At 70.2% G+C, this 19,569-nt stretch carries 21 protein-coding genes and 1 pseudogene; 18 read left to right on the top strand and 4 right to left on the bottom strand.

What is annotated here, in order from left to right; translation table 11 throughout:
- Nucleotides 1-64: 64 nt before the first annotated feature.
- The 15 genes from IL992_RS30175 (at nucleotide 65) to IL992_RS30105 (ending at nucleotide 14,569) form a co-directional block, all read left to right on the top strand.
- A complete protein-coding gene (locus tag IL992_RS30175; RefSeq protein ID WP_193206736.1) occupies nucleotides 65-2,740 on the top strand; it encodes a hypothetical protein in 2,676 nt (891 codons plus the stop codon).
- A 185-nt stretch (nucleotides 2,741-2,925) separates the two neighbouring features.
- Nucleotides 2,926-3,315: a hypothetical protein gene (locus IL992_RS30170; RefSeq protein ID WP_193206735.1), complete on the top strand. Its 390-nt coding sequence runs from the start codon at nucleotides 2,926-2,928 to the stop codon at nucleotides 3,313-3,315.
- A gap of 143 nt (nucleotides 3,316-3,458) precedes the next feature.
- Entirely contained in the window at nucleotides 3,459-4,721 is a 1,263-nt protein-coding gene (locus IL992_RS30165) for a serine hydroxymethyltransferase (protein WP_193206734.1), read from the top strand.
- A 63-nt stretch (nucleotides 4,722-4,784) separates the two neighbouring features.
- Nucleotides 4,785-6,194, top strand: coding sequence for an MraY family glycosyltransferase (locus IL992_RS30160; RefSeq protein WP_319018925.1), 1,410 nt, complete (start codon nucleotides 4,785-4,787; stop codon nucleotides 6,192-6,194).
- A 146-nt stretch (nucleotides 6,195-6,340) separates the two neighbouring features.
- Complete coding sequence (locus tag IL992_RS30155) at nucleotides 6,341-6,763, top strand: hypothetical protein (protein ID WP_142560346.1); 423 nt, start codon at nucleotides 6,341-6,343, stop codon at nucleotides 6,761-6,763.
- Between the two features lie 36 nt (nucleotides 6,764-6,799).
- Nucleotides 6,800-7,042: a hypothetical protein gene (locus IL992_RS30150; protein ID WP_226874032.1), complete on the top strand. Its 243-nt coding sequence runs from the start codon at nucleotides 6,800-6,802 to the stop codon at nucleotides 7,040-7,042.
- Nucleotides 7,043-7,174: 132 nt separating this feature from the next.
- Nucleotides 7,175-7,963, top strand: a complete 789-nt coding sequence (atpB, locus tag IL992_RS30145) for a F0F1 ATP synthase subunit A (RefSeq protein WP_319018924.1) — start codon at nucleotides 7,175-7,177, stop codon at nucleotides 7,961-7,963.
- A gap of 80 nt (nucleotides 7,964-8,043) precedes the next feature.
- Nucleotides 8,044-8,283 carry an ATP synthase F0 subunit C gene (atpE, locus tag IL992_RS30140; protein ID WP_142560345.1) on the top strand — a complete coding sequence of 80 codons (240 nt, stop codon included), beginning with the start codon at nucleotides 8,044-8,046 and terminating at the stop codon, nucleotides 8,281-8,283.
- A gap of 29 nt (nucleotides 8,284-8,312) precedes the next feature.
- Nucleotides 8,313-8,861 carry a F0F1 ATP synthase subunit B gene (locus IL992_RS30135; RefSeq protein WP_193206733.1) on the top strand — a complete coding sequence of 183 codons (549 nt, stop codon included), beginning with the start codon at nucleotides 8,313-8,315 and terminating at the stop codon, nucleotides 8,859-8,861.
- A complete protein-coding gene (locus IL992_RS30130; protein ID WP_193206732.1) occupies nucleotides 8,861-9,670 on the top strand; it encodes a F0F1 ATP synthase subunit delta in 810 nt (269 codons plus the stop codon). The genes IL992_RS30135 and IL992_RS30130 overlap by 1 nt, the downstream gene beginning before the upstream one ends.
- 24 nt (nucleotides 9,671-9,694) lie before the next feature.
- A complete protein-coding gene (gene atpA / locus IL992_RS30125) occupies nucleotides 9,695-11,344 on the top strand; it encodes a F0F1 ATP synthase subunit alpha (protein WP_079320506.1) in 1,650 nt (549 codons plus the stop codon).
- Nucleotides 11,345-11,347: 3 nt separating this feature from the next.
- Complete coding sequence (locus tag IL992_RS30120; RefSeq protein ID WP_193206731.1) at nucleotides 11,348-12,247, top strand: F0F1 ATP synthase subunit gamma; 900 nt, start codon at nucleotides 11,348-11,350, stop codon at nucleotides 12,245-12,247.
- A gap of 1 nt (nucleotide 12,248) precedes the next feature.
- Complete coding sequence (gene atpD, locus IL992_RS30115) at nucleotides 12,249-13,676, top strand: F0F1 ATP synthase subunit beta (RefSeq protein ID WP_193206730.1); 1,428 nt, start codon at nucleotides 12,249-12,251, stop codon at nucleotides 13,674-13,676.
- A gap of 71 nt (nucleotides 13,677-13,747) precedes the next feature.
- Nucleotides 13,748-14,149, top strand: a complete 402-nt coding sequence (locus IL992_RS30110; protein ID WP_079320504.1) for a F0F1 ATP synthase subunit epsilon — start codon at nucleotides 13,748-13,750, stop codon at nucleotides 14,147-14,149.
- A gap of 21 nt (nucleotides 14,150-14,170) precedes the next feature.
- Nucleotides 14,171-14,569: a DUF2550 domain-containing protein gene (locus IL992_RS30105; protein ID WP_193206729.1), complete on the top strand. Its 399-nt coding sequence runs from the start codon at nucleotides 14,171-14,173 to the stop codon at nucleotides 14,567-14,569.
- A gap of 156 nt (nucleotides 14,570-14,725) precedes the next feature.
- Here IL992_RS30105 and IL992_RS30100 read toward each other — a convergent pair whose 3' ends face one another.
- From IL992_RS30100 to nucS, 4 genes and pseudogenes are all read right to left on the bottom strand, one after another.
- On the bottom strand, nucleotides 14,726-15,343 hold the full coding sequence (locus IL992_RS30100; protein ID WP_193206728.1) for a cob(I)yrinic acid a,c-diamide adenosyltransferase: 618 nt from the start codon (nucleotides 15,341-15,343) through the stop codon (nucleotides 14,726-14,728).
- Nucleotides 15,344-15,396: 53 nt separating this feature from the next.
- On the bottom strand, nucleotides 15,397-16,005 hold the full coding sequence (locus tag IL992_RS30095) for a TetR/AcrR family transcriptional regulator (protein WP_193206727.1): 609 nt from the start codon (nucleotides 16,003-16,005) through the stop codon (nucleotides 15,397-15,399).
- Nucleotides 16,006-16,434: 429 nt separating this feature from the next.
- Nucleotides 16,435-16,651: pseudogene (locus IL992_RS46715) on the bottom strand (ATP-binding cassette domain-containing protein); the annotation flags it as partial.
- 87 nt (nucleotides 16,652-16,738) lie between these two features.
- Nucleotides 16,739-17,413 carry an endonuclease NucS gene (gene nucS, locus IL992_RS30085; protein WP_193206726.1) on the bottom strand — a complete coding sequence of 225 codons (675 nt, stop codon included), beginning with the start codon at nucleotides 17,411-17,413 and terminating at the stop codon, nucleotides 16,739-16,741.
- A 215-nt stretch (nucleotides 17,414-17,628) separates the two neighbouring features.
- Between nucS and IL992_RS30080 the strand changes: the two genes are divergently transcribed.
- From IL992_RS30080 to IL992_RS30070, 3 genes are all read left to right on the top strand, one after another.
- Nucleotides 17,629-17,946: an ATP/GTP-binding protein gene (locus IL992_RS30080; RefSeq protein ID WP_179155549.1), complete on the top strand. Its 318-nt coding sequence runs from the start codon at nucleotides 17,629-17,631 to the stop codon at nucleotides 17,944-17,946.
- A 20-nt stretch (nucleotides 17,947-17,966) separates the two neighbouring features.
- The gene (locus IL992_RS30075) at nucleotides 17,967-18,671 is read left to right on the top strand and encodes an alpha/beta hydrolase (RefSeq protein WP_193206725.1); all 705 of its coding nucleotides are present in this window, start codon (nucleotides 17,967-17,969) and stop codon (nucleotides 18,669-18,671) included.
- Between the two features lie 79 nt (nucleotides 18,672-18,750).
- The gene (locus IL992_RS30070) at nucleotides 18,751-19,521 is read left to right on the top strand and encodes an alpha/beta fold hydrolase (RefSeq protein WP_193206724.1); all 771 of its coding nucleotides are present in this window, start codon (nucleotides 18,751-18,753) and stop codon (nucleotides 19,519-19,521) included.
- Nucleotides 19,522-19,569: the final 48 nt, after the last annotated feature.

Raw genomic sequence — 19,569 nt, 5'->3', positions numbered from 1 at the left:
GCTTCTTTACCGATGCCACCCCGGCTACCGTGAAGTGCGCCGATATCTCTGTGGAGGCGCGCCCATGGCCAAGCTCGACGGGATGGATCCGAAGCTCGTCCGTGAGTTGCTGTCGGAGGTTCAGCACGCCGCGAGGCAGATGGACGGCATCGAGGCCCGGGTCACCCAGTTGACGCGTACGGCCGGCGTCTCCGTGCACGTGACCCACCGGCCGTCGCAGGTCGCCGACGCGTGCTCGACGATGGTCAAGGACGTCACCAACCGCGTGACCCTGCTGGAGAAGAAGGAGAAACAGCAGAGCCCGGGCAAGGTCCCCACGGCCCACGGGGCCTCCTTCACGGAGGAGAGGGACACCACCGCGCCTGCGGACGATCCGGCTCCGAAGCCCGGCGACCAGGGCGACAAGGGCGACGCCAAGGCCGACCACAAGAGCGACGGCAAGTCCGGCCACAAGGCCGACGCGAAGACGGACGAGCACAAGTCCGGCCACAAGGCCGACGGCAAGGCGGATGCGAAGCCGGATGCCAAGGGCGACGGCAAGCCGGATGCGAAGCCTGACGGCAAGTCCGAGGGCAAGGCCGAAGGGAAGGCGGCCCACGACAAGCAGGACCCCCCTCACTCGTCGTCGCCCGCTCATGGTTCGGGCGATTCCGGCACCGCGAAGGGCGAGACCTCCCACCGGGCGCACAGCGCCGCCGACGGCGCGACCCGCGCGAACGGCGACGGCGGAGGTCGCGGCGTGGCCGAAGGAAAGCTCGCGGACAAGCCCTCCTACGCCACCGTGGAGGGCTCCCTCGCCCAGATGCCCTCCTCGACGCACGGTCCGGCCCACCCCGCCGACACCACCGGTACGGCCACGGGCACAGGCACGAACACAGGCACGGGAACGGGGACGCCTGCGGCCACCGGTGCGAGTGGTGACAACGGCGCGGGGACCGGCTCCGGTGCGGGCCAGACGGGAAGCGCCAACGGGGCCGTGGGCGGCACCGGCGACGCGGGCGCGACCGGCGGCGGTTCCGGCCAGGTGCACCAGCCCGCCGGTCAGGGTCAGCCGGTCGGCGACAGCCAGGGTGTGGGTCAGAGTGCGGGCCAGGACCGGCCTGCCGGTCAGGGGCAGTCGGCCGGCGGCGATCAGATCGTGGGCCAGGATCAGGGCACGAGCCACGTGCGGCCGGTCGGCGACAGCCAGGGCGCCGCGCAGAGCCAGTCCGACGGCGGCCGGCAACAGCCCGTCGCACAGGGACAGGACCAGAACCCGGGGCAGGGGACGCCGGTCGATTCGCATGCGGCGGGGGAGCAGGCTTCCACGGGCGGAAGCGACTCGGCGTTCTACGACACTCCAGGCAAGGATCACCCGGACGACATCGACCCCGCCGGCCGGCAGGTGACCGTCGTCGACGGTGTCAAGGTCGTCAGCACCCCGATGAACCAGCACCCGCAGGGCGCCCAGCCGATCGACATGCCCAGCGCAAGCGCCACCGGTGCGCACCCGGACGGCCCGCCCGGGGTGGTGCCACCCGCCGAGCCGACCAACCCGGCGGCGAACCAGCCTCCGCAACCCGGCCTCGCGCCGGGCGATCCCATGGGCGCCTACGTCGGCACGTCCGCCGACAACCTCTCTGGTGAGCCGCTCCCGGCGGACAACACGAACGCCGTGCAGGGGACTGCCGCCGGCCACGGCGCGGTGACGGCGAGCGCCGGCGGTCATGCGTACACGGGCGACACGGCCGCGAGCGGCACGGCGACCGGGACCACGCATCCGGCGGCTACGGCCGGTGCTACCGGTACAGCGCCTGCTGCACCAGCGGCGACCGCGACCGCACACCCGGCGGGCGTGGCCGACGCGGCGCCTGCGGCACCTGCGGGGACAAACGCGGGTAACGGCACGGCTCACCCGGCCGGGACGGCCGGTGCCACGGGCACAGCCGATGCGGCGCCCGCGCCATCGGGCGCGACGGGCACGGTGACCGGCAGCTTGCAGGCGGTGGATACTCCCGGCACCGGGCATGCGGCGGGTACGACCGGTACGGTCACCGGCGACCTGCACGCGGCGGGGGCGACGGCGGCCGGAGAGGCCCACACGGCCGGGACGGCGCGGGCAGCAGCGGGCGCGGCGGGTGCCGGTGGCGACGGCTTTACGGGCCATGCCGGGACGACCGGTGTGAGCGACAAGGCCGACAACGCGGCGGGTACGAGCGGGCGAGTGTGTGACAACGACGCCGCTACGGGCGCGACCGGAGCAGTCTGGGACGGCGCGGGGGCGAATGGCCCAGGTACGCACGGCGCGGGAACTGATGGCTATCGCTCGCACGGCGCGGGGACGCACGGCCATGGCATGCACGGTGCGGGAACGCATGGTCATGGCGCAGATGGCGCGGGCCCGCATGACGCGGGAACGCGCAGCGCCGAGACCAACGACACGGCGACCGACGGCGCGAAGACCAATGGCACGGCGGGGACGTGGGACACCGGCCAGGCTCCGGCTCCCGATCCCCGATCGCTCGCCGCCGCGCAGCCCGGGGACGTGCTCACGTATCCCGCCGGCCACTCGGACGACGAGGCCGTGCCGCGCATGCTGGTCGACCACCATCGGGACATCGAGCCCGTGGACATGCCGGACGTCGGCGTCCCGGAAGGGGAGTGGGGCAAGGGCGACTGGGTGGCCAGGAAGATCCAGCCCGACGGGCCCGCCGGCCGCGTCGAAGCCGTCGACGTCATCGTTCAGAAGCCGGAGAAGTGACGCGTGCCAGCGACGTTTCCGCCGCTCGGGCGGGCTCGGTCCCGGGCTCGCGCGTGCGGAGCGATGTTCCCGCCGCTCATGCGGGCTTGGTCCCGGGCCGGGCGGCGGCCCGCCGGGGCGCACGAGGCAGGGCATGCGATGACCAACGCCGGCGTGCTGGCCGGCTTCGCACAGGAGGCGCGATCGTGAGTTACGTCGACCCGCCGGCGCCGACTCCGCTGCAGCCGGGGGAGACCCCGCCGGCGCCGTCGAGCACCGACCTGCTCTCGCCCGGCGGGCAGCCGACGGGCTGGGTGTTCAACCCGGAGTACCAGAAGCTCGTCGACCTGTGGCTGCAGGTGGTCCCGCTGATGGACCAGCTCACCAAGTCGCTGGACAAGCCGTACGAGATGTCGCGAAGCAGGGACGTGTGGGACGCTCCGGTCGCCGAGCGGTACGTCCAGGACCTGGCCGAATGGCGCAACAGGCTCGGGATGTACCGCCAGGCGGTGCTGACGGCGATCAGCGATCAGGCGGCGGACACGCCGCGCTGGATTCCGGGCAAGGCCGGCGCACCGCACGCCTTCACCTCCTGAGCAAACCTCCGGCAACCCCCGGCAACCCCCGCAACTCCTGGCCACCTCCGGCAACCGTCTGAACTGCAACGACGCCCGCGCGACGGTCTCCGGGCGGTCTACTCTTGGAGCGAAGACCGCCACCGGAATGCGAGCCGGTTCCCATGGACAGTTCGGAGCCGTTCTACGGGCCTGATTTCGCCCGGCTCGCCGCGCAGGACCCGGACGTCGCCCAGGTGTTGCTCGACGAGGTCGCCAGGCTGCGCGGCGGGCTCCAGCTCATCGCCAGCGAGAACCTGTCCTCGCCCGCCGTCCTCGCCGCGCTCGGCTCGACGCTGAACGACAAGTACGCCGAGGGCTACCCGGGCCACAGGTACTACCGCGGTTGCGAGGTGGCGGACCGCGCCGAGCAGATCGCCGTAGAGCGGGCCAAGCGGTTGTTCGGGGCCGACCATGTCAACGTGCAGCCCTACAGCGGCACCACGGCCATCCTGGCGGCGTACGCGGCCCTTCTGCAGCCGGGGGACACCGTCCTGGCGCTCGCGTTGGAGCACGGCGGCCACATCACCCACGGATCCAAGGTCAACTTCTCCGGCAGGTGGTTCCACGTCGTCTCCTACGGTGTGCGGCGGGACACCGAGACGATCGACTACGACGAGGTGAGGGACCTGGCGCTGCGCCACCGGCCCCGGGTGATCGTCTGCGGCGCCACGGCGTATCCCCGCCTGATCGACTTCGCCGCCTTCCGCGCCATCGCCGACGAGGCCGGGGCCTGGCTGCTGGCGGACGTCGCCCACGAGATCGGCCTCATGGCCGGCGGGGCCATCCCGTCGGCCGTGCCGTACGCGGACGTCGTGACCTTCACGACCCACAAGTCGCTGCGCGGCCCGCGTGGGGGAGGCGTGCTGTGCACCGGCGAGCTGGCGTCGGGGATCGACCGGGCGGTGTTCCCCTTCACCCAGGGCGGGCCGCTGATGCACGTCGTGGCGGCCAAGGCGGTGGCGTTCGGCGAGGCGCTGTGTTCCGAGTTCCGGGCGTACGCCGCGTCGGCGGTGGACAACGCGAGGACCCTGGCGGAGGCACTCGCGGCCGAGGGGCTGCGCCCCGTGTCGGGCGGCACCGACACCCATCTCGCGCTGGTCGACCTGCGCGGGACAGGGGTGAGCGGGGCGGAGGCGGAGCGGCGCTGCGCCGAGGCCGGCATCCTGCTCAACCACAACGCGATCCCGTACGATCCGGCGCCCGCGACCGTGACCTCAGGGATCAGGGTCGGCACGCTCTGCGCGACCACCCAGGGCATGGGCGAGGCGGAAATGAGGGAGATCGCGTCTCTCGTCGTCCGGGCCATCCGGCAGCCGGGTGCGATAACGTCGGTCCTCGAACGGGTAAAGGGGCTGACCGCGACGCATCCGGCATATCCCCGTTAGGGATAGGGCGATCTATGTCTTTTGCCCGTCACAACCGATCCGCCTATCCAGGAAACTAGGTCCGTGCGCGAATATCTCCTCTTGGCGCTCGTGGCGGCCGCGGTGACGTACCTGCTGGTGCCGCCGGTCAGGGCGTTCGCGCTGCGCATCGGCGCGGCGCCCGAGGTGCGGGAGCGGGACGTGCACACGGTGCCCACCCCGCGTCTGGGCGGGCTCGCGATGTTCGGCGGCATGGCGGCCGCGCTGCTGGTGGCGAGCAACCTGCCGTACGTCGGCGGAGCGTTCGACAGCGGCCAGACGGGCCAGACGGTCATCGGCCTTCTCGCGGCCGGCGGCCTGATCGTCATCACCGGCTTCCTGGACGACTGGCTCGGCATGGACGCGCTGGTCAAGCTGGGCGGCCAGATCGCGGCGGGCGGGCTGCTCGTCAAGTTCGGCGTGTACCTGCAGTTCCTCCCGCTGCCGCAGTCGATGGGCGGCTCCCAGGCCCTCGACGACACCCTGCGCACGATCCTCACCATCATGATCGTGGTCGTCGTGATCAACGCGGTGAACTTCGTCGACGGGCTGGACGGCCTGGCCGCGGGGATCGTCGGGATCGCCGCGATGGCGACCTTCGCCTACTCGATCGTGCTGCAGCAGACCGCGAGCGGTTCGCGGATCAACGGGACGGCCGCCATCGCGGCGATCCTCATCGGGATGTGCGCGGGCTTCCTGCCGCACAACTTCAACCCCGCCAAGATCTTCATGGGCGACACCGGAGCCATGCTGCTCGGCCTGCTGCTCGCCACCTCACTGATCACGAGCCTGTCGTCGGTCGAGCCGGACGCGGTGGTCGGCAAGCTCAACCGGTTCCCGGTGATCCTGCCCCTGGTGCTGCCGATCGCGGTCGTGGTGCTGCCGCTGGCCGACCTGATCATGGCGGTCGTCCGGCGGACGTCGGCCGGGCTGTCGCCCTTCGCGCCCGACCGCGGCCACCTGCACCACCGGATGCTCGACATCGGCCACTCCCACCGGCGCAGCGTCCTGATCATGTACGCGTGGACGTTCCTGTTCGCCTTCGCGATCGTGGGCCTGTCGATCGGCCGCGTGCCGCTCATCGTGTTCCCCCTGACGATCGTGCTCGCGGTGGCGGTGCTGGTGATCATGGGCCTGCCGCGGTGGCGATCGCGCCGCACCGCGACGCAGGACCACAAGAGCGACCAGGAAATCGGAGCACGTCCGGCCGCAAGCCGCTCGTCCGGCCCCGCCCCCGCGATACGCGGGACGGAGCACGACACGCTCGTCTTCCCCGTCGTCCCCCCGCCCGCCCCACCCGTCACTCCCGGTCAGGCCGCCCCCGCCGCCCCCGGCCAGGCGGTCCCCGGCAGGCTCCCGGCACAGGGCCGGCATCCCTACGCCGGCCAGGGCGGCCCGGGTTCCCCGGACGTTCCCCCCACCACTTCCCGGGCCGACACCGGGACCTTCCGCTGAACCGTCCCCGCAGGTCGACGCCGACCCGAAACGCCAGGTAAAGGTGGCACTCCGGGGCTTGTGATAGCTTTCACTAGCAAGGGGCGAGGCCAACGACGCCCCAGCAGGTAGCAATCGCTCGTTTGACAATCGATACTGGAGTCCCATTGCAGGCCAACGACGTGCGCGTTCTCAAGGGCGCCGCCGTGCCGACCTTGATCGTCGGTCTCCTCGCCGCGCTCGTCGCGGTGTTCACGACCGGGGCCAAGGGTGCGTTGGGCGCCGGCATCGGTCTCGTTCTCGTCGCCGCCTTCTTCACCGTCGGCCTGGTCGTCGTCTCCTGGGCCGGCCGGGTCTCGCCGATGGCCATGATGGCGGCCGCCGTGCTGGGTTATGTCGTCAAGATTCTCGCGATCATGGCGATGATGAACGCCTTTTCCGGCACGACCGCGTTCGACTCCCGGGTGTTCGCGCTCAGCGTCATCGCGTGCACGCTCACCTGGACCATCGGTGAGATGCGCGGATTCATGAAACTCAAGATGCTCTACGTGGAGCCTGAGGCGAAGGTTCCCGGGCAGGGTCGCGGATGACCACACGTACGGGGCAGCCCGATATGACTAGTCCGCATGGCTCCTGCTATCGTCGTGCCCGCGATGAGCGAACAGGAGCGCAGGCCCGAGACCGACGGCCGCGACTTCGCCGACGCCGCCTGGTCGGTCCCGAGCTATCTGCTGTCCGGGATCCTGGTTTGGGGCGGCCTCGGCTGGTTGCTGAGCTGGTGGACCGGCGTGCACGCGTTCATCCCCATAGGCGTCATTCTCGGGGTCGGGCTGGCTGCCTACCTCGTCTATCTGAAGTACGGCCGCTGACAACCGGCCCGCTTCCCACGCTCTTCTGTTGATCCAATCGTTGAAGGGAACGCCCGTGCGCGAGCGTAGCGAACGGACGAACAAGCACATGCTTCGGGCATTCGGCCCCGAGCAGGTAGGCGAGGTGGCCAAGTGACCCCCCTCATGCTCGTCGCCGAGGACTTCACGGCGCCGGGACCGTCCATCTTTGACTTTCCTCCGCTGTACGAGGGCGCGCCGTACTGGCTGACCAAGCCGGTGCTGATGGCGATCTTCGGCGCCATCGTGGTCTGCGCCCTCGCGTGGAGCGCCTTCGCCAACCCCAAGCTCGTCCCCCGGGGCATGCAGAACCTCGGCGAGATGGGCTACCAGTTCGTCCGCGACCAGGTCGCCCGGCCATTCCTGGGCAAGGACGCCGAGCGGTGGATGCCGCTGCTGCTCAGCCTGTTCTTCCTGATCCTGCTGTGGAACTTCTTCGGCGTCATCCCGCTGATCCAGATCCCGGTGGCGTCGCACATCGCGTTCCCCATCGTCTTCGCGATCACCATCTACGTGATCAAGATCTACCTGGGCATCAAGCACCAGGGCCTCGGCGGCTACTTCAAGAACATGATGTTCCCGCCCGGACTCCCGAAGCCGATCTACGTGCTGCTCGCGCCGATCGAGTTCCTGTCGAACCTGATCATCGCGCCGTTCACGCACGCCGTCCGACTCTTCGCGAACATGTTCGCCGGACACCTGATCCTGGCCTTCTTCAGCGCCGTCGGGTTCTGGTTCCTGTTCGAGAAGCCGACCCCTCTCGGCGCGGGCCTCGGCGTCGTGGGCGCGATCATGACGATCGCGATGACCGGCTTCGAGATGTTCATCGAGTTCCTGCAGGCGTTCCTGTTCACCATGCTGGCCGCCATGTACATCGGCGGCTCGCTGCACGCGGACCACTGACGGATCCCTGATACCCGCCCCTTACGTAGACCAGACCGGCGAGACCACACTCACCGGCCGACCAGTAAAGGAAAAGACGAATGAGCGTTCTCGCTGCGGCCACCGGCGTCATCGGCAACCTTGGTGCCATCGGCTACGGCCTGGCCGCCATCGGCCCCGGCATCGGCGTGGGCATCATCTTCGGCCAAGGCGTGCAGGCCATCGCCCGCCAGCCCGAGGCGTACGGCCTCATCCGGCAGAACATGCTGCTCGGCTTCGTCCTCACCGAGGCGCTGGCCCTCATCGGCCTCGTCGCCCCCTTCATCTACCCCACGAGCTGACGTACCCACTCTGACGGAAGGCTGCACCCATGACTCTGGCAGCTACGCTCCTGGCGGCCGAGGGGGCGGAGAGCCCCCTCATTCCGCACGCTTACGAGCTGGTCGTCGGCAGCTTCGCCTTCCTCGTCGTCTTCCTCGTCGTCGGAAAGATCCTCACCCCGCGCATCCAGAAGACGCTGGCCGAGCGGACCGAGGCTATCGAGGGCGGCATCAAGAAGGCCGAGGACGCCCAGGCCGAAGCCCAGCGCACTCTGGAGCAGTACCGGGCGCAGCTCGCGGAGGCCCGCCAGGAGGCGGCCCGCCTGCGCGAGGAGGCCCGTGAGCAGGGCGCCGCGATCAAGGCCGAGCTCCGCGAGGAGGCCCAGGCCGAGGCGCGGCGCATCATCGAGGCGGCCCACGCCCAGATCGAGGCCGACCGCCAGCAGGCGCTGACCCAGCTGCGCGGTGAGATCGGGCGTCTGTCCACCGAGCTGGCGAGCCGGATCGTCGGTGAGTCGCTCGAGGACGAGGCCCGCCAGCGCCGCATCGTGGACCGGTTCCTCGAAGAGCTCGAGGGCCGGCCGGAGGCGGTCCGCTGATGCGCGGCCTCAGCAGGACCGCCCTGACGGAGGTCGAGGAGCGGTTCAACACCGCCGCCGCGACCGCCGACCTCGGTGCCCTCGCCGAGGAGCTGTTCGCCGTCGCCGACCTCTTCGACCGCGAGCACGGGCTGCGGCGGGGTCTTTCCGACCCCTCGCGCCCGACCGAGCAGAAGGAGAGCGTCCTGCGCTCCCTGCTGCAGGGCAAGGTCGGCGACGCCACGCTGGAGATCGCGGTCGCCGCGGTCAGGGCCAAGTGGTCCAAGGCCGGCGACCTGCCGGACGCTTTGGAGCGCGTCGGCGTGATGTCCGCGGCCGCCGAGGCCGAGTCGGACCGCCGCCTCGACGACGTCGAGGACGAGCTGTTCCGCTTCGGCCGCATCCTCGCCGCCAACCCGCAGTTGCGCCGGGCGCTCAGCGACCCGGCCGTCCCGGCCGAGCGCAAGAGCGACCTGCTCGCCGCGCTGCTCGGCGGGAAGGCCGCTCCCTCCACCGTACGGCTCGTCACGCAGGCTGTTGTACACCCGCGGGGACGTAGCCTGGAGACGGCACTGGAGGAGTTCGGCTGGATCGTCGCGCGGGCGCGCGAGCGCCTGGTGGGCGTGGTACGCAGCGCGGTGCCGCTCACGCAGCAGCAGAAGCAGCGGCTCGCGGCCTGGCTGCGAGCCACCTACGGGCGAGACGTCCACCTGAACGTCGAGGTGGACCCCGAGGTGCTCGGTGGGTTCTCCGTCAGGGTCGGAGACGACTACATCGACACCACGATCGCCGGACGTATCGAAGAAGTCCGCCGCCGGTTGGCCGGCTGAGGCGAATAGGGAGACAAGAAAGAGATGGCGGAGCTTACGATCCGGCCGGACGAGATCCGGGACGCCCTTGAGCGCTTCGTCCAGGCGTACGAGCCGGAAGGTGCCGCGCGCGAGGAGATCGGGACCGTCGTCGACGCCGGGGACGGCATCGCCCATGTCTCCGGCCTTCCCTCGGCGATGGCGAACGAACTGCTCGAGTTCGAGAACGGCACCCGCGGCCTGGCGCTGAACCTCGACGTCCGCGAGATCGGCGCGGTCGTCCTGGGCGACTTCAGCGGCATCGAGGAGGGCCAGCAGGTCCGCCGCACCGGCGAGGTCCTGTCGGTGCCGGTCGGCGACGACTTCCTCGGCCGCGTGGTCGACCCCCTGGGCAACCCGCTCGACGGCAAGGGCCCGATCGCCGCCGAGGGCCGCCGCGCCCTCGAGCTGCAGGCCCCCTCGGTGGTCCAGCGCCAGCCGGTGAAGGAGCCGCTGCAGACCGGCCTCAAGGCGATCGACGCCATGACGCCGATCGGCCGCGGCCAGCGTCAGCTGATCATCGGCGACCGCGGCACCGGCAAGACCGCGATCGCGGTCGACACCATCCTCAACCAGAAGGAGAACTGGCTCTCCGGCGACCCGAGCCGCCAGGTTCGCTGCATCTACGTCGCCGTCGGCCAGAAGGGCTCCACGATCGCCCAGGTGCGGGGCCGCCTCGAGGAGGCGGGCGCGCTGGAGTACACCACCATCGTCGCCGCTCCGGCCTCCGACCCCGCGGGCTACAAGTACATCGCCCCGTACACCGGTTCGGCCATCGGCCAGCACTGGATGTACCAGGGCAAGCACGTGCTGATCGTCTTCGACGACCTGACCAAGCAGGCCGACGCCTACCGCGCCGTGTCGCTGCTGCTGCGTCGTCCGCCGGGCCGTGAGGCGTTCCCCGGCGACGTCTTCTACCTCCACTCGCGTCTGCTGGAGCGCTGCGCCAAGCTCTCCAACGACATGGGCGGCGGCTCGATGACCGGCCTTCCGATCATCGAGACCAAGGGCAACGACGTGTCGGCCTTCATTCCGACCAACGTCATCTCCATCACCGACGGCCAGTGCTTCCTGGAGACCGACCTGTTCAACGCCGGTGTCCGCCCGGCGATCAACGTCGGTGTCTCGGTCTCCCGAGTCGGCGGTTCCGCGCAGGTCAAGGCCATGCGCAAGGTGGCCGGCACGCTCCGTCTGTCGCTGTCCCAGTACCGCGACCTGGAGGCCTTCGCGGCCTTCGCCTCCGACCTGGACGCGGCCTCCCGCGCCCAGCTGGAGCGCGGCGCCCGCCTGGTCGAGCTGCTCAAGCAGCCGCAGTACAGCCCGTTCCCGGTCGAGAAGCAGGTCGTCTCGGTGTGGGCCGGCACCACCGGCGAGCTGGACGACGTGCCGGTCGAGGACATCCGCCGCTTCGAGGCCGAGTTCCTCGACTACCTCGGCACCGCTCAGAAGGGTGTCTTCGACAGCATCCGCGAGACCAAGGAGCTGACGGACGACACGGTGACCGCCCTCAAGGACGCCATCACGGAGTTCAAGAAGGGCTTCACCACCTCCAGCGGTGAGCTGCTCGTCAACGACGAGCCGGTGGAGGCGCTGGACGCCAGCGAGGTCGGCCAGGAGAAGGTCGTCAAGCACGTTCGCAAGGCCGAGGCGAAGTAACCCATGGGTGCCCAGCTTCGACAGCTGCGGCGGCGGATCAAGTCGGTCAAGTCCACCGCGAAGATCACCCGTGCGCAGGAGCTGATCGCCTCGTCGCGCATCGTCAAGGCGCAGCAGCGGATGCAGGCGGCCGTGCCGTACGAGCGGGAGATCACCCACGCGGTGTCGGCGGTCCTGTCGAACACGACCAACGTCGACCACCCGCTCACGGTGGCCAAGGAGCAGCCGGCCACGGCCGGCGTCCTCATCGTCACCAGCGACCGCGGCTTCGCCGGCGGCTACAACGCCAACATCCTCCGTGAGGCCGAGGCGCTGAAGGGCCACCTGACCGGGCGCGGCCTGACCGTGAAGCCGTACGTGGTGGGCCGCAAGGGCCTCACCTGGCACCGCTTCCGCAGCCGGGAGATGTTCGGCGAGTGGGACGGCTTCTCCGACAACCCGTCGTACGCCAACGCCAAGGAGATCGCGGACGCGCTCATCACGGCGTTCAAGGCGGAGGACGGGATCGACGAGATCCACGTCGTCTACACCGGGTTCGTCTCGATGCTGACGCAGAACGTGATCGTCAAGCGGATCCTGCCGCTCGAGGTCGAGGAGGCGGAGACGCCCCCGGAGGGCATCCCGCCCTACTACGAGTTCGAGCCGACGGCCGGTGACGTGCTCGACTCGCTGCTGCCGCGCTACATCGAGTCGCGCATCTACAACGCGCTGCTCCAGTCGGCCGCCTCCGAGCACGCCGCCCGGCGCCGCGCGATGAAGTCGGCCACCGACAACGCCAACGAGCTCATCCGCGTGTTCACCCAGCAGATGAACCAGGCGCGTCAGGCCGAGATCACCCAGGAAATCAGCGAGATCGTCGGTGGCGCGAACGCGCTGGCTGACGCCGCAGCGGGGAAAGAGTGAAATGACCGCACAGACTGTTGAGACCACCGTGGGCCGTGTCGCCCGCGTCACCGGTCCGGTCGTCGACGTGGAGTTCCCCGTCGAGGCCATGCCGGACATCTACAACGCGCTCACCGTCGACGTCGAGCTCGCCGGCGAGACCAAGACCCTGACGCTGGAGGTCGCCCAGCACCTCGGCGACAACATCGTCCGGGCCATCTCCATGCAGCCCACCGACGGCGTGGTCCGCGGTGCGGCCGTGACCGACTCCGGCGCCCCGATCTCGGTGCCGGTCGGCGACGCGGTCAAGGGCCACGTGTGGAACGCCCTCGGCGAGCCGCTCGACGCGGACAAGGCCTCCATCCAGGTCAACGAGCGCTGGCCGATCCACCGTCCGGCCCCGGCGTTCGACCAGCTCGAGGCCCGTACGGAGATGCTGCCCACCGGCATCAAGGTCATCGACCTGCTCACGCCGTACGTGAAGGGTGGCAAGATCGGTCTGTTCGGCGGCGCGGGCGTCGGCAAGACCGTTCTGATCCAGGAGATGATCCGCCGCGTCGCGCTGAAGTTCTCGGGCACCTCGGTGTTCGCGGGCGTCGGCGAGCGCACCCGTGAGGGTAACGACCTGTGGCTGGAGATGGAGGAGGCGGACGTCCTCAAGGACACCGCGCTCGTCTTCGGCCAGATGGACGAGCCCCCGGGCACCCGTCTGCGGGTGGCGCTGTCCGCTCTGACCATGGCGGAGTACTTCCGCGACGTGCAGAAGCAGGACGTGCTGCTGTTCATCGACAACATCTTCCGCTTCACCCAGGCGGGTTCGGAGGTGTCCACGCTGCTCGGCCGCATGCCGTCCGCCGTGGGTTACCAGCCGACCCTCGCCGACGAGATGGGCGTGCTCCAGGAGCGCATCACCTCCACCCGCGGTCACTCGATCACCTCCATGCAGGCGATCTACGTGCCCGCGGACGACATCACCGACCCGGCGCCGCACAACGCGTTCGCGCACCTCGACGCGCAGACCGTTCTGTCCCGGCCGATCTCGGAGAAGGGCATCTACCCCGCGGTGGACCCGCTCGACTCCTCCTCGCGGATCCTCGACCCGCAGATCATCGGTGAGGAGCACTACGCGGTCGCCCAGGAGACCAAGCGAATCCTGCAGAAGTACAAGGAGCTGCAGGACATCATCGCCATCCTGGGCATCGACGAGCTCTCCGAAGAGGACAAGGTCACCGTTCAGCGGGCGCGCCGCATCGAGCGGTTCCTGTCCCACCCGATGTACGCCGCCGAGGCGTTCACCGGTCAGCCGGGCGAGTTCGTGCCGCTCGACGAGACCATCGCCTCGTTCAAGGGCCTGTGCGCCGGCGAGTACGACCACCTGCCCGAGCAGGCCTTCTTCATGGTCGGCGGCATCGAGCAGGCCATCGCCAAGGCGAAGGAACTCGAGCGCTAGGACGCCTTCGACGCCTGTGCGGCACGGCTTCGGCCGGGCCGTACAGGCGTCCGTCGAAAGGGAGCTGAGAAGTGGCAAAGCTTCGCGTGGGCGTCGTCTCGCCGGAACGTGAGATCTGGACGGGCGAGGCCGACATGGTCATTGCCAAGACCGTGGACGGTGAGATCGGTATTATGCCGAATCACGCTCCCGTTCTCGGTGTCCTCGTCGAGGGCGGGGTGCTGCGCGTCAAGCGCGGCGACGAAGGCGACCTCGTGGCCGCGGTACACGGCGGATTCATCTCCGTCGCCGACAACGACGTGTCGATCCTGGCGGAGGCGGCCGAGCTCGGCTCCGAGGTCGACGTCGCGCGGGCCAAGGACGCGCTGCAGCGTGCTCAGGCCTCGATCGAGGCCGACCAGGAGGACGCGGACGCACGACTGCAGGCCAAGCGTGCGGCTGCCCGGCTGCGGGCGGCCGGCGAAGAGGTCTGACACAGCAGGAGGAGGGCGGCAGTGGCGGCGCTTGGGATACTCGCGGGCGTCTTCGCCGTGGCCGCGCTCCTCGTCATCCGGGGCTTCGTCCTGGCACGAGCCCGGGGCACGATCGTCTGCCGGGTACGGGACGGCCAGGGGGGCTGGAAGAGCGGGGTAGCCCGCTACGTAGGGGGAGAGCTCCACTGGATTCCGTTCCTGGGACTCGGCCTGAGGCCGCGCCACGCGATCGCGAGGCGCGGCCTCACCGTTTCCAGCCGGAGGATGCTCGACACGGGTGAGGGGCCCGCCGGCTACTGGACCGTCGTCTGCTCGGCCGAGCGCGGCCCGCTGTCCCTGGCGATGAGCGAGGACGCTCTCACCGGCTTCCTCGCCTGGCTGGAGTCCGCACCGCCCAGCGCCCACCTCGACGCCGCGTAAAATTGCCTCGCCTCTGGCGGGGCGGCTCGGGCGCCTTGAGGCCGTTGGCCGTGCCGGAGGCGCGCCGTGAGCTCAGACCTCGTCGCGCTTGGTCGCTTCGCTCCCGCGCGCTCCTCAGTCCAGAGCACGGCCGCGCCCTCGCGCCCCTGTGGTGGGTCAGCGGGTTCCGCCGGGCTTCCAGAGGATCTCGTCGCCGGCGGAGGCGATGCGGCAGAGGATGAACATCAGGTCGGACAGGCGGTTCAGATACTTGGCCGTCAGGGGGTTCACGTCGTCGTGGGCCTCAAGCGCCGCCCAGGCCGACCGCTCGGCCCGCCGTACGACAGTGCGGGCGAGGTGGAGGAAGGCCGTGGCCGGTGCGCCGCCGGGCAGGATGAAGCTGCGCAGCGGCTTCAGCTCCGCGTTGAACCGGTCGCACTGCTCCTCCAGCCAGGCGATGTACGGCTCCTCGACCCGCAGCGGCGGAATGTACTCCCTCTGCGCGGCTCCGCCACGACCCGGATCCTCGACGACCGGGGTGCACAGATCGGCGCCGACGTCGAACAACTCGTTCTGCACCCGGCTCAGAACGGCCGCGACGTCCTCGGACAGGCCATCGGTGGCGAGAGCGACGCCGATGGCGGCGTTGGCCTCCTCCACGTCCGCGTAGGCGGCCAGGCGGGGGTCGGTCTTGCGGGTGCGGCTCATGTCGCCCAGGGCGGTCGTGCCGTCGTCGCCCGTCCTCGTGTAGATCTTGGACAGGACGACCGGCTTGTCGTTGTCGGCTCGGGTCATGCCGCTCAGCGTAGTCGCCGCGCTCTGCGTCACTGGGCGAAGGCCGCCACGGGTCACTGGGCGGAGGCCGTCAGGGGACCGTCTGAGCTGAAGGTGCGGCGGAAGATGTACACGGCGGTCTCGATCAGTTGCTCCGTGGGCGGGGACGGTTCGGTCATCACCCATTCGATGAGTAACTCGGTGATGGCGCCGATGAGGCCGAGCGCCAGCAGGTGCAGGTCGAGGGGAGGCATGCGGGCCGCGCCCCGTGCCGAGGACTCTATGACCTTGGTGAACGAGGCCACCGCCTGCTGACGGGAGCCGCTGAGCACGTTGCCCGCCCGTCGCACCTCCAAGTGCATCAGACGGGCGCGCCGCACGTCCTTGGTGACGAAGCGGATGTATTCGGCGATGCCGGCCACGATCCGGTCGTCGAGCGTGGGCGGGGCCTCGTCGATGGCCTCGGTGACTGACGTCAGGGTCTCATCGATGCACCGCTCGTAAACCGCGCGCATCAGGTCCTCGCGACTGGAGAAGCATTCGTAGAAGGCGCGATTGGAGATGCGCGCGGTCGCGCACAGCCGCTCGATGGTGGTCGCGTGGAAGCCGGGTTGGGCGAACAAGGTGTATGCGGCTGATATGAGCCTTTCCCTCCTGTCTGCAAGCCTTTCGGCAGCCGACATCCCCCGATAGTCCCGTCCCGCCACTTTTCACCTCACCCTGTCATGGTCCCCCCAGAAGTCCCCATTATGAACGCAAGATCCTTTTTGTGGAAGTGCTGAGAAATGAGCACTTTCAAGCTATGCCAAAGACGCTCATTAGCTTGACAGGGTCGTCAAGAGGTCAGCACGCTTACCAATTGGGATAGACAGACCGCGCTGCAATTGCATCGGCAATTACAGCAGCCCGCGCGCCAGGGCGGTCGTCACCGCGGCGGCGCGGTCGGAGACGTCTCACGCCGGGACAGCGCCCATCCGGCGGAGGTCTTCCAGGCATGCGCGTCCGTGGCGGTCCCTCCGGGCCTCTCGCACGCGGCGCCCGGCGCCGGGCCCCGCCGGCTCAAGGACCGGCCGGCGCCGCGCTCCGCGATCGGGCTCATCCGTCGCGCCGCCCCTTCCAGCCGACGGGTCCTGCCCCAGCATGGTGACCTCCCCGGCGTCGCGTTTGCGGTAGCCCTCCAGGATCTCGACCGTGGTCGACTTGCCGGCGCCGTTCGGGCCGAGGGACGGCGAAGACCTCGCCGTGCTTGACGTCGAGGTCCAGGCCCGCGACGGCCTGAACCTCGCCGTATCGTTTGGTCAGGCCCCGTACACGTATGGCGTGTTCCATGCCCCAAGGATCCACCGCGGAAGGATCACGGAACACCCTCGATCGGACGGTGATCGGTGTCCTCCGCACGGTGGACACGGGCCGGGGTCAAAACAGCGTGGGGTTCTCCGGCTCGATGCCGCGCAGGGCGTCGTAGTCGAGCGTCACGCACTCGATGCCGCGGTCGGCGGCGAGCACGCGGGCCTGCGGCTTGATCTCCTGGGCCGCGAAGATCCCCTTGACCGGGGCCAGGCGCGGGTCGCGGTTGAGCAGTTCGAGGTAGCGGGTGAGCTGCTCCACACCGTCGATGTCGCCGCGTCGCTTGATCTCGACGGCGACCGCGCCGCCGAGGTGGTCGCGGCACAGGATGTCCACGGGGCCGATCGCGGTCATGTACTCCCTGCGCACCAGCGTCCAGCCGTCCCCGAGCGTGGTGATGTGCTCGGCGAGCAGTTCCTGCAGGTGCGCCTCGACGCCGTCCTTGCGCAGGCCCGGGTCGACGCCCAGCTCGTGGCTGGTGTCGTGCAGGATCTCCTCGATCGTCAGCACGAGCTTCTCACCGGTCTTGCCGTGCACGACCGACCAGGTGAGCACCCCGTCGATCGTCTCCTCGCGGACCTTGCAGGGCGGGTTCATCCAGTTCAGGGGCTTGTACGCCCGGTCGTCGGCGTGTATCGACACGCTTCCGTCCGCCTTCATCAGGATGAGCCGAGGGGCCATGGGGAGGTGGGCGGTGAGCCGTCCCACGTAATCCACGCTGCACCGCGCGATGACCAGCCGCATGTGCGCCAACCCTACCGGGGTTACGGAGGTCCCGAGGCGTTCTGGGACACTGACCGGCATGGCACGGGCGTTCGCCCCGGCCGGAGCGGCCCGGGTCGGCACGACGAACACGGGGACCAACGGGGTCCGCACGTACGCCGGCTGAGCCGCTGCTGGAAGAATGGGCCGTCATCTCCCGTTCTGCCTGACATGAACCCCCCGGAAGGATGCCCGCCGTGAGTCCCCGCCGTGCCCGCCGCCGCGGCCCCTACGAACGCCCGGACGGCCGTGCCGTGCGGCCGGTGGGCCCTCAGGTGGCCGGGGTGGACCGCGTGGAGAGCGCGCACGACGGCGAGTGGGTCGTCCGCAACGTCTCCGGCGCCGCCCAGGGCAAGGCGTACCGGTGCCCGGGGTGCGAGCAGGAGATCAGGCCCGGGCTGCCGCACGTGGTGAGTTGGCCGGCCTGGTCCGGGGGAGAGGACGAGCGGCGGCACTGGCACACCGCGTGCTGGCGCAACCGGGCCAACCGGGGTCCGGGCCGCAGCCGTTACTGACACGAGCTTTCGGAGTGGGAATGGACATCAGGGCGTCCACGGTGCTGCCTGCCCGTCGCGAGGACATCGAGCTGCAGACGGCCGACGGGCTGACCCTCGTCGGCGAGGTGGCGTTGCCGGAGAGTCGGCCGCCGGTGGCGACGCTGGTCTGCCTGCATCCTCTGCCCACCCACGGCGGGATGATGGACAGCCACGTGCTGCGCAAGGCGTCCTACCGGCTGCCGGCGCTCGCCGACATCGCGGTGCTGCGCTTCAACACCCGGGGTACGACCTCCGACCGGGGGACCTCCCAGGGGTCCTTCGACGGCGGTGAGGCGGAGCGGTGGGACGTCGCCGCCGCCCTGGAGTACGCCGACTTCCACGACCTGCCGAACCCCTGGCTGCTCGGCTGGTCGTTCGGCACCGAGCTGGCGCTGAAGTGGGGCCGCGACCCGATCGTGCGGGGCGCGATCCTGCTGTCGCCGCCGCTGAAGCGGGCGGGCGAGAAGGACCTCGTCGCCTGGGGCGAGTTCGGCCGCCCGCTGGTGGCCCTGGTGCCGGAGCACGACGACTACCTGCGGCCGGAGGAGGCCGTACGCCGGTTCGCCGCGGCGCCGCAGGCGGAGGTCGTCGGCGTGGAGGGGGCCAAGCACCTGTGGGTCGGCGAGCCGTACGTGCGGATCGTGCTCGACGAGATCGTCAAGCGGGTGAACCCCGCCGCCGCGCCGCTGCCGACCACGGTCTGAACGTGACGGATCGCCCCGGCGGGGTCGCGAATCGGTGACGAACGGCGGCGGCGGGCGCGCGGCGCGTTACCGTGACCTGATGCAGCTCTACTCGCGATCCGCCGGGAGCGGCCTGCCAGTCGTCCTGCTCCACGCGTTCCCCCTGTCCTCCGCGATGTGGCTCGCCCAGCGCGAGGGTCTCGCGCCCGTCTGCCGGGTGATCACCCCGGACCTGCGCGGCTTCGGCGGCACGATGCTCGGCGACGACGAGCCCTCGATCGACCTCATGGCCGACGACGTGGCGCGCCTGCTCGACCAGGAGGGCGTCGACCGCGCCGTGGTCGGCGGCCTGTCCATGGGCGGCTACGTGGCGATGGCGCTGTGCCGCCGCCACCCGGACCGCGTACGCGGCCTGATCCTCGCCGACACCAAGGCCCAGGCCGACCCCGAGCCGGCCCGGGCGAACAGGGAGCGGATCGCCGCAGCGGTCCTGGAAAGCGGCACGGGCATCCTCGTGACCGAGTCGCTGCCCCCGATGCTCGGCGCGACCACCAGGGAGCGCAGGGGGATGGTTCTCGGGCGCGTCCGCGGGCTCGTCCAGGCGGCGCCGCCCGCGGCCGTCGCGTGGGCCCAGCGGGCGATGGCCGCGCGGCCCGACGCGTTCGGCACGCTGCGGTCCCTGACCGTTCCGGCACTGGTCGTCGTGGGCGACGAGGACGAGCTGTCGCCGCTGCCGGACGCCCAGGCGATGGTGGAGGCCATCCCGCAGGCGCGGCTCGCCGTCATCGAGAAGGCGGGCCACCTGTCCGCCATCGAGCAGCCCGAGGCGTTCAACCGCGTTGTCGCGGAGTTCGTGAAGTCCCTCGACTGAGCCGGGGAGCGGGAACGCACACACGAGAACGGGGCCCGGCGATCGCCG

Source organism: Microbispora sitophila, assembly GCF_014892245.1.
Taxonomy (GTDB): domain Bacteria; phylum Actinomycetota; class Actinomycetes; order Streptosporangiales; family Streptosporangiaceae; genus Microbispora; species Microbispora siamensis.
The sequence above is the reverse complement of the archived record's forward strand: the minus strand, read 5'-3'. Positions and strand labels throughout refer to the sequence as shown.

What these genes read in the sequence shown, in the direction of transcription:
- IL992_RS30175 (WP_193206736.1), top strand. Translation starts at nt 65, where the DNA reads ATGGCCAAGCTCGACGGGATGGATCCGAAGCTCGTCCGTGAGTTGCTG.
- IL992_RS30165 (WP_193206734.1), top strand. Translation starts at nt 3,459, where the DNA reads ATGGACAGTTCGGAGCCGTTCTACGGGCCTGATTTCGCCCGGCTCGCC.
- IL992_RS30150 (WP_226874032.1), top strand. Translation starts at nt 6,800, where the DNA reads ATGGCTCCTGCTATCGTCGTGCCCGCGATGAGCGAACAGGAGCGCAGG.
- atpE (WP_142560345.1), top strand. Translation starts at nt 8,044, where the DNA reads ATGAGCGTTCTCGCTGCGGCCACCGGCGTCATCGGCAACCTTGGTGCC.
- IL992_RS30135 (WP_193206733.1), top strand. Translation starts at nt 8,313, where the DNA reads ATGACTCTGGCAGCTACGCTCCTGGCGGCCGAGGGGGCGGAGAGCCCC.
- IL992_RS30130 (WP_193206732.1), top strand. Translation starts at nt 8,861, where the DNA reads ATGCGCGGCCTCAGCAGGACCGCCCTGACGGAGGTCGAGGAGCGGTTC.
- atpA (WP_079320506.1), top strand. Translation starts at nt 9,695, where the DNA reads ATGGCGGAGCTTACGATCCGGCCGGACGAGATCCGGGACGCCCTTGAG.
- IL992_RS30120 (WP_193206731.1), top strand. Translation starts at nt 11,348, where the DNA reads ATGGGTGCCCAGCTTCGACAGCTGCGGCGGCGGATCAAGTCGGTCAAG.
- atpD (WP_193206730.1), top strand. Translation starts at nt 12,249, where the DNA reads ATGACCGCACAGACTGTTGAGACCACCGTGGGCCGTGTCGCCCGCGTC.
- IL992_RS30100 (WP_193206728.1), bottom strand. Translation starts at nt 15,343, where the DNA reads ATGACCCGAGCCGACAACGACAAGCCGGTCGTCCTGTCCAAGATCTAC.
- IL992_RS30095 (WP_193206727.1), bottom strand. Translation starts at nt 16,005, where the DNA reads ATGTCGGCTGCCGAAAGGCTTGCAGACAGGAGGGAAAGGCTCATATCA.
- nucS (WP_193206726.1), bottom strand. Translation starts at nt 17,413, where the DNA reads ATGCGGCTGGTCATCGCGCGGTGCAGCGTGGATTACGTGGGACGGCTC.
- IL992_RS30075 (WP_193206725.1), top strand. Translation starts at nt 17,967, where the DNA reads ATGGACATCAGGGCGTCCACGGTGCTGCCTGCCCGTCGCGAGGACATC.
- IL992_RS30070 (WP_193206724.1), top strand. Translation starts at nt 18,751, where the DNA reads ATGCAGCTCTACTCGCGATCCGCCGGGAGCGGCCTGCCAGTCGTCCTG.